Origin of the sequence: Pseudomonas sp. B1-22, from assembly GCF_050474425.1 — a bacterium.
Lineage (GTDB): Bacteria > Pseudomonadota > Gammaproteobacteria > Pseudomonadales > Pseudomonadaceae > Pseudomonas.
Window position 1 is genome coordinate 530,320 of the sequence record NZ_JBCHVH010000005.1, and the last position, 12,408, is coordinate 542,727.

The window sequence follows — 12,408 nt, forward strand, 5'->3', positions numbered from 1 at the left end:
CATGGAGAGCTTCGGGGGGCAAAGTCCGCTCCTACGAAAAGCCACCGCAAAAGAAAAGCCCCGCAATCGCGGGGCTTTTTCGTCACAGCCGGTCTTACAGGCTGAGCTGACGGTTCGACGCCTTGAGGAATTCCTTCTTCAGGTCCTCATAGGTGTGCACCGCCGGGAACTGCGGGAACTCGCGGATCACATTGTCCGGCGCGTGGAACAGGATGCCGGCGTGGGCCTCGGAGAGCATGGTGGTGTCGTTGTAGGAGTCGCCTGCGGCGATCACACGGTAGTACAGGCTCTTGAAGGCGATGACCGACTGGCGCTTCGGATCCTTCTGGCGCAGCTGGTAGCCGACCACACGGTCGGTCTCGTCGGTGATCAGCTTGTGGCACAGCAGGGTCGGGAAACCGAGCTGGCGCATCAGCGGCTGGGAGAATTCGTAGAAGGTGTCGGAGAGGATCACCACCTGGAAGCGCTCGCGCAGCCAGTCGACGAACTCCACCGCGCCCTCCAGGGGCTCCAGGGTGGCGATCACTTCCTGGATGTCGGACAGCTTCAGGCCGTGCTCGTCGAGGATGCGCAGACGCTGCTTCATCAGCACGTCGTAATCCGGAATATCGCGAGTCGTCGCCTTGAGCGCTTCGATACCGGTTTTTTCAGCGAAGGCGATCCAGATTTCCGGAACCAGAACCCCTTCCAGGTCGAGACAGGCGATTTCCACGAACGATTTCCCCGCAGGTTTGACTTGAGAGGCGGCACTCTAGCCGCTCGCTCCGGGTGGCGCAACGCGGCGCTTATACCCGAACACTACAGTGCACCTTCCTGAAGGTTATTTAGGGGCATATCCGCCTCTTTGCTACCATCCGGCCAAAGAGCGCCCTGCGCCACCAAAACTAGGAATACCGCCTGATGAGCCATCCGTTCGACGTCGCGGAAATCGCCGCGAGCTTTGCCAGCAAATCCCCCCAGGACATCCTGAAGTTCGCCTTCGAGCACTTCGGCGACGATCTGTGGATCTCCTTCAGCGGCGCCGAGGACGTGGTGCTGGTGGACATGGCCTGGAAGCTCAACAAGAACGTGAAGGTCTTCAGCCTGGATACCGGGCGCCTGCACCCCGAGACCTACCGTTTCATCGAGCAGGTGCGCGAGCACTACGGCATCGCCATCGAGGTGATGTCGCCTGATCCGCGCCTGCTGGAAGCCTTCGTCAAGGAAAAGGGCCTGTTCAGCTTCTACAAGGACGGCCACGGCGAATGCTGCGGCATCCGCAAGATCGAGCCGCTCAAACGCAAGCTTTCCGGCGTCACCGCCTGGGCCACTGGCCAGCGCAAGGACCAGAGCCCCGGCACCCGCAGCCAGGTCGCCGTCGTAGAACTGGACAGCGCCTTCTCCACCCCGGAAAAGCCGCTGTACAAGTTCAACCCGCTGGCCAACATGAGCAGCGAGGAAGTCTGGGCCTACATCCGTATGCTGGAAATTCCCTACAACAGCCTGCACGAGCGTGGCTTCATCAGCATCGGCTGCGAGCCCTGCACCCGCCCGGTACTGCCCAACCAGCACGAGCGCGAAGGCCGCTGGTGGTGGGAAGAAGCCACCCAGAAGGAGTGCGGTCTGCACGCCGGCAATTTGATCAGCAAGGCCTGAGGCCTTACCCTCGGCTGACGGAAATTCCTACGTCAACCGCAGCCAGGATCGGACGCCTGCATGCCTGCGGCGGAGCCAATCCCATGCGCATCACCCTGGTGAAGAAAGTCCTGGCCGATGGCCAGGACTGCCGCAAATGCCGCGAAGTCCACGAGCGACTGGAAAAAGGCGGCTATCTCGACCGCATCGACCGCACCCTGGTCGCCGACGAGCGCAACCCCGGCAGCGCCGGCTGGATGGTCGCCGCGCAGTACGGCGTGGACACCGCGCCCTTCTTCGTCGTCCGCCACGACGATGGCCGCGAGGTCGTCTACACCGTGTTCATGAGCTTCCTCCATGAAGTGCTGGAGGGCCGCGGCGAGCTGCCGCTGGACTCCCGCGAAGCGTTGGCGGAACTGGCCAGCCGCGACGATCTCGACCGCCTCTGAACCCGCCTGCTTGACGCTTTCTTGATTTCCCGTCACCGATACTGACCGCCCCGCATCACACAAGGACGTCGGCCATGCCCGATGGTTCGGAACGCTCCCGTCCCCGCATCCCCGGCACCGTCTGGGCACTGGGTTTCGTCAGCCTGTTCATGGACGTGTCGTCGGAGCTGCTGCACAGCCTGCTGCCGCTGTTCCTGGTCGGCAGCCTGGGGCTGAGCATGGTCACCGTCGGCCTGATCGAGGGCATCGCCGAGGCCAGCGCACTGATCGTCAAGGTGTTCTCCGGCGCCATCAGCGACTTCCTCGGCCGGCGCAAGGGGCTGGTGCTGTTCGGCTACGGCCTGGCCGCGCTGTCCAAACCCTTGTTCCCGCTGGCCACCTCCGGCGAAGCCATCTTCACCGCACGCCTGCTCGACCGCATCGGCAAGGGCATTCGTGGCGCACCGCGCGACGCGCTGATCGCCGACGTGGCGCCGCCTTCCATCCGTGGCGCCTGCTTCGGCCTGCGCCAATCGATGGACACCGTCGGCGCCTTCGCCGGTCCCTTGCTGGCGATCGCCCTGATGCTCTGGCTGGGCAACAACCTGCCGCTGGTGTTCTGGTTCGCCTGCATTCCGGCGGGCCTCGCGGTGCTGGCGATCATCTTCTTCGTCAAGGAGCCGGAACATGCCGCCGGCCCCCACCGCTTCCGCTCGCCGATCCACCGCGACGCGCTGCGCAGCTTCCCGGCACGCTACTGGTGGGTGGTCGGGATTGGCGCGGTGTTCACCCTCGCCCGCTTCAGCGAAGCTTTCCTCGTGCTGCGGGCGCAGAACCTGGGCCTGCCGATGGCCTGGACGCCGGTGGTGATGGTGGTGATGTCGCTGCTGTTCATGCTCTCGGCCTACCCGGTGGGCTGGTGGTCCGACCGCACCGACCGCAGCGGCCTGCTGGCCGTCGGCATGATTCTGCTGGTGGCGGCGGACCTGCTGTTGGCCTGGGCCGACTCCACGGCCTTGATGCTGCTTGGCGTGGCCATCTGGGGATTGCATATGGGCTTCACCCAGGGCCTGCTGGCCACGCTGATCGCCGACACCACGCCGGCCGACCTCAAGGGCACCGCCTTCGGTGTGTTCAACCTTGCAAGCGGTGTCGCCATGTTGCTGGCTAGTGTGCTGGCGGGCTGGCTCTGGCAGGGCTTCGGGGCCAGTGCGACCTTCCTTGCCGGGGCCGGGCTGGCCTTCGCAGCGTTGCTGCTGCTTCGCTGGCGGATTCGCTGAGGCACCGCCTCTTTTTGTAGCCTCGTAGGGCGCATAACGCCTCAAGCGTTATCCGCCGTTTTGGGGTTTGGTGTTTCTGCGCCGCTTCGGTGTGTGCTGAGAGACTTTGTTTCGCCCCCTCGGGCGACCTACTTTGCCAAACGACGCAAAGTAGGCAAAAGTCTCTGCCCCATCATCCGGCCCCGGCTTCGCCGGGGTTCCCTCGTTCCATCGAAGTTTCAGGGGCACGCGTCGACGGGCCATCCATGGCCCAACGACGCTCTCGCGGCATCCATGCCGCTCAACCCCTGAAACTCCGACTCCACTCGGCCTCCTGAAGGGGCGCTCCGGCGCGTGCGGAAATTTCTCTGGAAACCGCTTTGTGCTTTTCGTAGGAGCGAGCTTGCTCGCGAACCGCCCAACGCCGATGCGACCGGGAAAATCTGTTCGCGAGCAAGCTCGCTCCTACAAGGGCATGGCCGACCCGCGCGACTCCCGTAGGAGCGGACTCCGTCCGCGATGCTCTTGCTCTTCGCAGGGCGAATAACGCGCAGGCCTGCCCAATAAAAAACGCCGCGATTCCCATTAGAATCGCGGCGTTTTCCTTGAAGCCGTACTACGGCAGATACCGGAGACTCGAACCCGATCAGTAAACCGGCAATTCGATCCCTTCGAACAGCTCATCCAGCTCGGTCTTGTTGTGGCACTGCACGGCCTTGGACAGCAGATCGCGGGTCAGGTGGGGGGCGAACTTCTCGATGAAGTCGCACATGAAGCCGCGCAGGAAGGTCCCGCGACGGAAACCGATCTTGGTCACGCTGGACTCGAACAGGTGGCTGGCGTCGAGCATTACCAGGTCGCTGTCGAGCTTCGGATCGACCGCCATGTGGGCGACGATGCCCACGCCCAGGCCCAGGCGCACATAGGTCTTGATCACGTCGGCGTCGGCGGCGGTGAATACCACCTTCGGCACCAGGCCGCGCTGGTTGAAGGCCTCGTCCAGCTTGGAGCGGCCAGTGAAGCCGAATACGTAGGTAACGATGGGCTGCTCGGCCAGCAGCTCCAGGGTCAGCTTCGGCACCTTGGTCAGCGGGTGGCCCTGGGGCACGATCACGCAGCGGTTCCAGCGGTAGCACGGCATCATGATCAGGTCGCCGAACAGCTCCAGCGCCTCGGTGGCGATGGCGAAGTCGACGGTGCCGTCGGCAGCCATTTCGGCGATCTGCATCGGCGTGCCCTGGTGCATGTGCAGGGAGACGTCCGGGTACTGCTTGATGAAGCCGCTGATCACGCCCGGCAGCGCATAACGCGCCTGGGTGTGGGTGGTGGCGATGGACAGCGTGCCCTTCTTCTCGTTGGAGAACTCCTGGGCGATCTGCTTGATGCTCTCGACCTTGCGCAGGATCTCGCCGGCGGTATTGATGATGCGCTCGCCGGCCGGGGTGACGCGGGTAAGGTGCTTGCCGCTGCGGGCGAAGACTTCGACACCCAGTTCGTCTTCGAGCAGGCGGATCTGCTTGCTGATGCCGGGCTGGGAGGTATACAGGCTTTGAGCAGTGGCCGAGACGTTCAGATCGTGATGCGCGACTTCCCAGATATAGCGCAGTTGCTGAAGCTTCATGGAATTTCCTCGGAAAGAATGTCGCGACCCGCGATCAGGGCTTATGGTTTTATAACCATATTAATGGTTTAAGGAATAAAACTAGACGTTTTTTTTAGCCCTGCACGCCATTCGTCTAAAGCCTTACGGAAATTCAGGGTTTACCCGACGCATTGTCACACCGCGCTCAGCGATGCAGGAGCATCGGCACCAGGTACACCGGCACCTCTGCCAATTGCACCAGACGCCCTGCGGTGCGCCCCAGCGGCGTATTCAGCCCCTCCCCGTGGCTGTGGCTGCCGGCCACTATCAGGTCCACCCCCAGACGCCGCGCTTCATCGAGGATCACCATGGGCGGGTCCCCCTGAATGACCCGCACGGAATGGATCAGCTCGGCATCCTGACGCGGCTCCCCCAGCTCGTCGCGGAACCCTTCCATCACGCGCTGCTCGATGCTGCCCATCACGTTGGCCAGGCCATTGGCGCGCATTTCCTTGAGCGTGTTTTCGTCCAGATAGGTTTGCAGCACCGACTCGGCGAACAGCCCGAGCGGCTCCACCGCGTGCACCACATACAACTGGACCCCATAGGCCCGCGCCAGCGAGAGGGCATGCTGGAGAACATAAGGTGCATAAAGACCAAGGTCGGTGGCGTAAAGAATCGATCGGATCATGCGGCCTCCTACTGCCTGCACGGCGGGCCTATCAGCAGCGTAGCAGCAGAACGCGAGGTGCTCCGCAGGGACCGTATATCGGGGCCTGGCGGCTATCCGGCGGTTTGCTTTTCGTTGCTCACGCCGTGCGGAACGTGGCCGGTAGCCACTACCTCGCGGGCCGTCTCGCAATGCCCCGCCTGGTCGTCGAAGAACACGTCGGCGGCGAAGGCTTCGAGGAATGCGGCCTTGTCCAGGCCGCCGAGGAACAGCGATTCGTCGAGACGGATATCCCACTCGCGCAGCGTGCGGATCACCCGTTCGTGGGCCGGCGCCGAGCGGGCGGTGACCAGCGCCGTGCGGATCGGGCAGGACTCCTGCGGGAACGCCTGCTGCACCCGGTTGAGCGCAGCGAGGAAGGGCTTGAACGGACCGCCGCCCAGCGGCTCGCGGGCGGATTCGCGCTCATGGGTCTGGAACGCTTCCAGCCCGCCCTGCTGGTAGACGCGCTCGGAGTCGTCGGAAAACAGCACCGCATCGCCGTCGAAGGCGAAACGCAGCTCGCCGTTGCTCTCGCGCCGGGTGCCGCCGGAGAGAATGGTGGCGGCGGCGAAACCGGCCTCCAGCGCATTGCGCACGTCGTCGATGTGGGTGGAGAGGAACAGATGGCAGTTGAACGCCTTCAGGTACGGATACGGACTGCGGCCGCCGACGAAGGCAGCGCGGGAAATGCCCAGGCCGTAGTGCTGGATCGAGTTGAACACGCGCAGGCCGGTATCGGCGCTGTTGCGCGAGACCAGGATGACCTCCACCGGCGCGCTGTCGGAGTCGCCGTTGAGCGCCAGCAGCTTCTGCACCAGGGCGAAGGCATCGCCCGGTGGCAGCACCTCGTCCTCGCGGGCGATCTGGTACTGCCGATAGGCTTCGACGCCCTCGCGCTCATACACCTGGTGGCTCTCGCGCAGGTCGAACAGCGCCCGCGAGGAAATCGCCACCACCAGCTTGTCGCCCAGCCCCTTCGCCATGTCGCTCTCCGATGATGTGGCTCAACGAGCCTGGTTGCGCGCGTCGATGAAGCGCAGGGCGCGGTACAGCGCCTCGATCTTCGGCATCTCGTTGCCGGCTTCGCGTGCCGCCGCCAGCGGTGCCGCGTAGATCGCGCCCAGCTCCAGCGGACGGTGCTGCGCAAAGTCGTGGTACATGCTCGGCAGGTAGTCCGGCATGGCGTCGGTCGAGGCCAGCATCGCGCCGACGATGTTCGGCGGCAACGCATGGCCACAGGCTTTCGCGCCAGCCACCACCTCCTCCATCAACTCGGCCACCAGCGCCCGGCTGTCGGGATTGTCCATGATCGCCCGGGTGCCGCTGTCGAGCAGCACCGAGAGACCGTTGTAGGGAATGTTCCACACCAGTTTCTGCCAGCGCGCGTGCTCAAGGCTGGGCATGGCGTTGGAACCCAGCTCGGCGCTCTGGAACAGCCCGACGCCCTCCTCGACTATCGCCGCGCGCGCCTGCTCGTCTACAGCAGGGCCCGAGTGATAACCGATGTTCACCGCGCCGAAGGCCTGGTGCTCGATGACACCCGGCGCGCTGCGGTGCACGCAGATGAAGCAGAGACCGCCCAGCAGATGCAGGTGATCGGGCAGCAACGCCCGCAGTTCGTCCTCGACCGCCAGGCCATTCTGCAGCAGCAGGACCTTGGCGCCACGGGAGGCCGCCTGGGCGATCAGGGGCGCCAGGCTGGCATTGCTGGTGGTTTTGGCGCCGACCAGCAGCCAGTCACAGGGCGGCATGTGCTCGACATCGTCATAGGCATTCACCGGCGCCAGGCTCAGTTCGCCATGCACCTGACTGTTCAGGCGCAGACCGTTCTCCGCCACTGCCGGGTATTCGCTGCGCAGCAGGAAATGCACGTCATGGCCGGCGCGGGCCAGCATCAGGCCATAGAAACCGCCGATGGCGCCGGTTCCAATGATGCCGATTCGCAGATTCATCAAGGTAACTCCTCAGCCGGGCGCGACAGTCCAGCGCACACGGCGTCGATCAGGGATTCGGGGCGCAGGGCGGCATGGACCGGGCCGAGGAAGTGGCCGTCGCGCACCAGGAACATCGCCGGGAGGTGGAATACGCCGTAGCGCGTCACCAGACCGCCGCTGCGGCCGGCGTCGACCCAGCACAGGCGGTCCACGGGCAGGCCGAATTCCGGCAGCTTCGCCCGCGCCCAGCGGCAGGAGGAGCAACCCTCGCTGGTGAACACCAGCAGCGATGTGCCCGACAGGGAAAGCAGCCGACGGTCGGCGTCCAGGTCGGTCAGCTCCAGCGCCGGCACTATACTCAAATGGCCAATACTAGAAAGATTGCGGTCGGAGCATTCCGTCATGCGGCAGTTCCTGCGTCACCCCTGTGACCTTCCGGTTGAGCTGGTCATTCGCAAACAGACCTTCCTGCCGCGCCAGCGCCTGCACAATATCAGCCTCGGCGGTGTGGCGTGCAACTCGCCGCGGGGCTTTCGCCGTGGCACCTCCATCGAGCTGCGCATTCCCCTGCTGGGCGACTCGGCGCGCTATCCGGGCGTGGTGGCCTGGAGCCGCAAGCAGAACGACGACTACCTGGTGGGCATTGCCTTCATCGACGAAGACACGCTGTTCCGCGCCCGCATGGTCGAGCAGGTGTGCCAGATAGAGCGCTATCGGCGCCAACGCGAGCATGAAACCGGCAGCACGCTGTCATTCGAGGAACTCGCCCTGGAATGGATCGCGCGCAACGCCGCGGACTTCCCATTGTTTTGCGCACTCTGACGCCACTCGCGCAGAAAGTCGCGCAAATGCCCGTGGTCCGGGCATTTTCCTGCCAAAGGCCATTGTCGAGCCAGCGTCGGACCGGTTAAGGTTCGGGTTCCCCTTAGCGAATATCTGCCTGAGCCCCATCGCACGGGGATTCCTGGCGGCCGGCACCCGTGACCTGATTGAGTACCACGATGGCTGATTTACAGATCGACGACCTTAACGTTGCCTCCAACGAGACCCTGATCACGCCGGAGCAGCTCAAGCGCGAAATCCCCCTGACCGACGCCGCCCTGCGCACCGTCGCCCACGGCCGCCAGGTCGTCCGCGACATTCTCGACGGCAAGGACCACCGCCTGTTCGTGGTAATCGGCCCCTGCTCGATCCACGATATCAAGGCCGCCCACGAATACGCCGAGCGCCTGAAGGTGCTGGCCGCGGAAGTATCCGACACCCTGTTCCTGGTGATGCGCGTGTACTTCGAGAAGCCGCGCACCACCGTCGGCTGGAAAGGCCTGATCAACGACCCCTACCTGGACGACTCCTTCAAGATCCAGGACGGCCTGCACATCGGTCGCCAGCTGCTGCGGGACCTCGCCGAGATGGGCCTGCCCACCGCCACCGAAGCGCTCGACCCGATCTCCCCGCAGTACCTGCAGGACCTGATCAGCTGGTCGGCCATCGGCGCACGCACCACCGAATCCCAGACCCACCGCGAAATGGCCTCCGGCCTGTCCTCGGCGGTCGGCTTCAAGAACGGCACCGACGGCAGCCTGACCGTAGCGATCAACGCCCTGCAATCGGTCTCCAGCCCGCACCGCTTCCTCGGCATCAACCAGCTGGGCGGCGTGTCCATCGTCACCACCAAGGGCAACCCCTATGGCCACGTGGTACTGCGCGGCGGCAACGGCAAGCCGAACTATGACTCGGTCAGCGTTGCCCTGTGCGAGCAGGAGCTGAACAAGGCGAAGATCCCGCTGAACATCATGGTCGACTGCAGCCACGCCAACTCCAACAAGGACCCGGCCCTGCAGCCGCTGGTGATGGACAACGTCGCCAACCAGATCGCCGAAGGCAACAACTCCATCGTCGGCCTGATGGTGGAAAGCCACCTGAACTGGGGCAACCAGTCGATCCCGAAGGACCTGTGCCAGCTGCAGTACGGCGTATCCGTCACCGATGCCTGCATCGACTGGGACGCCACCGAAAAGGCCGTGCGCAGCATGCACGCCAAGCTCAAGGACGTCCTGCCCAAGCGTCAGCGCGGCTGAGGTTTGCGGTAATGAAAAAGCCGGGCATTGCCCGGCTTTTTTACGCCTTCACGATCGCTGCCTGGGCTGGGAATCTGTAGGAGCGAGCTTGCTCGCGAACCGCCCAGCCAAGGAGTTTCGAGTAACTCCGTTCGCGAGCAAGCTCGCTCCCACAACAAAAAGCCGCCCAAGAAAAAGCCCCGCATCAGCGGGGCTTTCCATGTCTGTGGCTATCAGAGCGCGGTATCGGTATGCCGCTGGCGGCGCTCCAGGTAGCGTTCCACGTAGGAGCACGACGGGATAACGCTGTAGCCTTTGCGCTCGGCGTACTGCAGGGCGTGTTCGGTGAGAGCGGCGGCAATACCACGGCCACGCAAAGTGTCCGGAACGAAGGTGCGGTAGATGTCGAGCGTCTGTTTGCCCAGATCCATATAGGCCAGATAGGCGCGATGGCCATCCACCGTCGTGACGAACTGGTGGCTGGTTTCATCGTGATGGATGGACAACGACTCACTCACTTGCTCTCTCCTTCTGGGGCCTCACAACATGACCCGCACCTGATTGATCTTGTTCAGGCGGAGGAACATTTCCGCCGAGCCTGTCCCTAACAGGACAGTGATATAGGCTCGACCGTTCTCCACCTTGTGCAGCACACCCTGGTAATAGGCACCATCAAACGTGATGAACTGCAGGCGCTTGCCAGTGTACTGGGCAAGGCTGTCAACATTAACGAACTCATATTGCTGCGTTCTAGGCTTCGACTCAACCGTTTCTTCAGCCGAAACCATTTGAAGGTCGTTTTCAGGAGTGATTTTGTGCTTCAGAGGATCGACCCAGGTGAAACCCAACGGCGTCACCGCCTCCTGGTTGACCAGGACGCTCGGACGCAGCATCCCGATCACATCCTTGGGCTCGAAGAACTGTAGACCATCCCACGTCATCCCCTCGGTCGGGGTCAGCTCGACGCGCAGCGAACGGGGATCGCTCAGGTAGCGGCCATAGGCATCGAGCACCGGCTTGTCCAGTGCGATGCGCTGCTGGCGCAGGGCCTGGTCGAACTTCTCCAGCGACAGCGCCACGTAGGCCTTCTGGTCGAGGCCGAGCTTGCCACGGCAGAACTCGGTGACCCGGCGCTGGTACTGGTTGTCGTCCATCTCCACGGTGACCTGCTCGATTCGTGGCGGGTTCACGCGCATGTCGCCCGGACGTTCGGACACATTCATCAGCAACATGCTCAGGTGCAGGTCCAGCATGTCGCGGGCGTCGTTGCGCAGGCTGAAGCTGAGCTTCTGCGCACCGGGCTCGAAGCGGTAGGAGAATTCAAGGTCCGATTGCAGGGTGCGATAGCCCATCTGCAGCAATTCATCGACACCGATGTTGCGAACGTCGCCGCAAGCCACTTCGCTCATCGCGGTGAAGGCGCTCTTCTCGGCGGGCACGGCATACAGCTGCTGCACGAACGGGCCGGCCACCTCCAGCTCGACACCCTGCAGCTCCAGCGTCAACTGCTCGGGCAGCTTGCGCTCGGCCAGGCGCTCCTTGAAGCTCAACAGTTCCCGCAAGCCGTCGAACTTCAACTGGGCATGGGCAACCTTGAGGCTGTCCCGCGCCATGGGCACCTTGATCACCACGTTCTTGAGACCCACCCGGCCGTCGAAGGACGAGGAAATGCCGCCGTAGCTGATCTCCATCATCGGCGATAACTGTGCGATCGCGTCGTTGACGATGCTGCGCACGGACAGCCACAACGACGCCTTGATGATCAGGGCGACGGCGACCAGAGCGAGGAATATCCATTTGACCAGTTTCGACATGGGGTGGCGGTCCTTGCGAGAGCGGGGGCATCACGGGCAATAGTGGCAGCTTAACAGCACTGTCGAATGCCCTCCACGACGGCTTCCCGGAAATGTGTGCGAATCCCCACAGAGCCCGGATTACGGGTGACTCACCGGTCAGCCAAAGTGCTTTACGCACGCTCCCCCCGTCAGTATGTTCTGGCCCACTTCCAACCAAGGACTACCGCCATGAGTGAGCTGATCACCTACCAACTCGAAGACGGCATCGCCACCCTGACCCTGAGCAACGGCAAGGTGAACGCGATCTCCCCCGCCGTCATCGAGGCCTTCAACCAGGCGCTGGATCAGGCGGAACAGGATCGGGCCGTAGTCATCGTTACCGGCCAGCCGGGCATCCTCTCCGGCGGTTACGACCTGAAGGTGATGACCTCCGGCCCGGAAAACGCCGTGAGCCTGGTAGCCGCCGGTTCCACCCTGGCGCGCCGTATGCTCTCCCACCCCTACCCGGTCATCGTCGCCTGCACCGGCCATGCCGTGGCCAAGGGTGCTTTCATCCTGCTCTCGGCGGACTACCGGATCGGCGTCGACGGCCCGTTCCAGATCGGCCTCAACGAAGTCGCCATCGGCATGACCATGCACCACGTGGGCATCGAACTGGCCCGCGACCGCCTGCGTCGCTCGGCCTTCACCCGCTCGGTGATCAACGCCGAGATGTTCAACCCCCGCGATGCCGTGGACGCCGGCTTCCTCGACAAGGTGGTAGCGGCCGAGCAGCTGCAGGAAGCGGCCCTGGAAGCGGCACGCCACCTGAAGAAGCTCAACATGACCGCCCACCGCAACACCAAGCTGAAGGTGCGCAAGCAGTTGCTGGAGACCCTCGACCGCGCCATCGAGCAGGACAAGCAGCACCTCGCCTGAGGTCAACGCTGAAGAAAAGCCCGGCCCCGCGCCGGGCTTTTTTCTGTCCGCATCGTTCATTTGCCCGGGTCAACTGTTACGTTTTTGTAAATACTGATTAAGCCGAAT

14 protein-coding genes are annotated in these 12,408 nt (G+C 63.6%); 6 read left to right on the forward strand and 8 right to left on the reverse strand.

Annotation, left to right across the window (positions count from 1 at the left end):
• Positions 1-94: 94 nt before the first annotated feature.
• Positions 95-712, reverse strand: a complete 618-nt coding sequence (gene thrH, locus ACQ5BL_RS21270) for a bifunctional phosphoserine phosphatase/homoserine phosphotransferase ThrH (protein ID WP_243806979.1) — start codon at positions 710-712, stop codon at positions 95-97.
• A 188-nt stretch (positions 713-900) separates the two neighbouring features.
• Between thrH and ACQ5BL_RS21275 the strand changes: the two genes are divergently transcribed.
• From ACQ5BL_RS21275 to ACQ5BL_RS21285, 3 genes are all read left to right on the forward strand, one after another.
• On the forward strand, positions 901-1,635 hold the full coding sequence (locus ACQ5BL_RS21275) for a phosphoadenylyl-sulfate reductase (RefSeq protein ID WP_243806980.1): 735 nt from the start codon (positions 901-903) through the stop codon (positions 1,633-1,635).
• An 83-nt stretch (positions 1,636-1,718) separates the two neighbouring features.
• Positions 1,719-2,063 (forward strand): hypothetical protein, encoded by a 345-nt coding sequence (locus tag ACQ5BL_RS21280; RefSeq protein WP_243806981.1) that lies wholly within the window; start codon positions 1,719-1,721, stop codon positions 2,061-2,063.
• Between the two features lie 74 nt (positions 2,064-2,137).
• The gene (locus ACQ5BL_RS21285) at positions 2,138-3,322 is read left to right on the forward strand and encodes an MFS transporter (protein WP_243806982.1); all 1,185 of its coding nucleotides are present in this window, start codon (positions 2,138-2,140) and stop codon (positions 3,320-3,322) included.
• A gap of 625 nt (positions 3,323-3,947) precedes the next feature.
• On the opposite strand, the gene cysB is transcribed toward ACQ5BL_RS21285, so the two are convergent.
• The 5 genes from cysB to ACQ5BL_RS21310 form a co-directional block, all read right to left on the reverse strand.
• Positions 3,948-4,922 (reverse strand): HTH-type transcriptional regulator CysB, encoded by a 975-nt coding sequence (gene cysB, locus ACQ5BL_RS21290; protein WP_207887173.1) that lies wholly within the window; start codon positions 4,920-4,922, stop codon positions 3,948-3,950.
• A 166-nt stretch (positions 4,923-5,088) separates the two neighbouring features.
• A complete protein-coding gene (locus ACQ5BL_RS21295) occupies positions 5,089-5,574 on the reverse strand; it encodes a universal stress protein (protein WP_207887172.1) in 486 nt (161 codons plus the stop codon).
• Between the two features lie 92 nt (positions 5,575-5,666).
• Positions 5,667-6,578, reverse strand: coding sequence for a 5'-nucleotidase (locus ACQ5BL_RS21300; RefSeq protein ID WP_243806983.1), 912 nt, complete (start codon positions 6,576-6,578; stop codon positions 5,667-5,669).
• A 21-nt stretch (positions 6,579-6,599) separates the two neighbouring features.
• Positions 6,600-7,547, reverse strand: a complete 948-nt coding sequence (locus tag ACQ5BL_RS21305; protein WP_243806984.1) for a putative 2-dehydropantoate 2-reductase — start codon at positions 7,545-7,547, stop codon at positions 6,600-6,602.
• A complete protein-coding gene (locus ACQ5BL_RS21310; protein ID WP_243806985.1) occupies positions 7,547-7,933 on the reverse strand; it encodes a thioredoxin in 387 nt (128 codons plus the stop codon). The genes ACQ5BL_RS21305 and ACQ5BL_RS21310 overlap by 1 nt, the downstream gene beginning before the upstream one ends.
• Between ACQ5BL_RS21310 and ACQ5BL_RS21315 the strand changes: the two genes are divergently transcribed.
• Positions 7,932-8,351, forward strand: a complete 420-nt coding sequence (locus ACQ5BL_RS21315; protein ID WP_207887168.1) for a PilZ domain-containing protein — start codon at positions 7,932-7,934, stop codon at positions 8,349-8,351. The genes ACQ5BL_RS21310 and ACQ5BL_RS21315 overlap by 2 nt on opposite strands.
• A gap of 179 nt (positions 8,352-8,530) precedes the next feature.
• The gene (locus ACQ5BL_RS21320) at positions 8,531-9,607 is read left to right on the forward strand and encodes a 3-deoxy-7-phosphoheptulonate synthase (protein ID WP_207887167.1); all 1,077 of its coding nucleotides are present in this window, start codon (positions 8,531-8,533) and stop codon (positions 9,605-9,607) included.
• Between the two features lie 212 nt (positions 9,608-9,819).
• On the opposite strand, the gene ACQ5BL_RS21325 is transcribed toward ACQ5BL_RS21320, so the two are convergent.
• The gene (locus tag ACQ5BL_RS21325; RefSeq protein ID WP_152222548.1) at positions 9,820-10,104 is read right to left on the reverse strand and encodes a GNAT family N-acetyltransferase; all 285 of its coding nucleotides are present in this window, start codon (positions 10,102-10,104) and stop codon (positions 9,820-9,822) included.
• Between the two features lie 21 nt (positions 10,105-10,125).
• On the reverse strand, positions 10,126-11,400 hold the full coding sequence (locus ACQ5BL_RS21330; RefSeq protein ID WP_243806986.1) for a hypothetical protein: 1,275 nt from the start codon (positions 11,398-11,400) through the stop codon (positions 10,126-10,128).
• A gap of 210 nt (positions 11,401-11,610) precedes the next feature.
• Between ACQ5BL_RS21330 and ACQ5BL_RS21335 the strand changes: the two genes are divergently transcribed.
• On the forward strand, positions 11,611-12,300 hold the full coding sequence (locus tag ACQ5BL_RS21335) for a crotonase/enoyl-CoA hydratase family protein (protein WP_207887165.1): 690 nt from the start codon (positions 11,611-11,613) through the stop codon (positions 12,298-12,300).
• Positions 12,301-12,408: the final 108 nt, after the last annotated feature.

Coding starts and splice junctions, on each gene's coding strand:
- ACQ5BL_RS21315 (WP_207887168.1), top strand. CDS start 7,932: ATGCGGCAGTTCCTGCGTCACCCCTGTGACCTTCCGGTTGAGCTGGTC.
- ACQ5BL_RS21285 (WP_243806982.1), top strand. CDS start 2,138: ATGCCCGATGGTTCGGAACGCTCCCGTCCCCGCATCCCCGGCACCGTC.
- ACQ5BL_RS21330 (WP_243806986.1), bottom strand. CDS start 11,400: ATGTCGAAACTGGTCAAATGGATATTCCTCGCTCTGGTCGCCGTCGCC.
- ACQ5BL_RS21300 (WP_243806983.1), bottom strand. CDS start 6,578: ATGGCGAAGGGGCTGGGCGACAAGCTGGTGGTGGCGATTTCCTCGCGG.
- ACQ5BL_RS21335 (WP_207887165.1), top strand. CDS start 11,611: ATGAGTGAGCTGATCACCTACCAACTCGAAGACGGCATCGCCACCCTG.
- ACQ5BL_RS21295 (WP_207887172.1), bottom strand. CDS start 5,574: ATGATCCGATCGATTCTTTACGCCACCGACCTTGGTCTTTATGCACCT.
- ACQ5BL_RS21310 (WP_243806985.1), bottom strand. CDS start 7,933: ATGACGGAATGCTCCGACCGCAATCTTTCTAGTATTGGCCATTTGAGT.
- ACQ5BL_RS21275 (WP_243806980.1), top strand. CDS start 901: ATGAGCCATCCGTTCGACGTCGCGGAAATCGCCGCGAGCTTTGCCAGC.
- ACQ5BL_RS21280 (WP_243806981.1), top strand. CDS start 1,719: ATGCGCATCACCCTGGTGAAGAAAGTCCTGGCCGATGGCCAGGACTGC.
- cysB (WP_207887173.1), bottom strand. CDS start 4,922: ATGAAGCTTCAGCAACTGCGCTATATCTGGGAAGTCGCGCATCACGAT.
- ACQ5BL_RS21305 (WP_243806984.1), bottom strand. CDS start 7,547: ATGAATCTGCGAATCGGCATCATTGGAACCGGCGCCATCGGCGGTTTC.
- ACQ5BL_RS21320 (WP_207887167.1), top strand. CDS start 8,531: ATGGCTGATTTACAGATCGACGACCTTAACGTTGCCTCCAACGAGACC.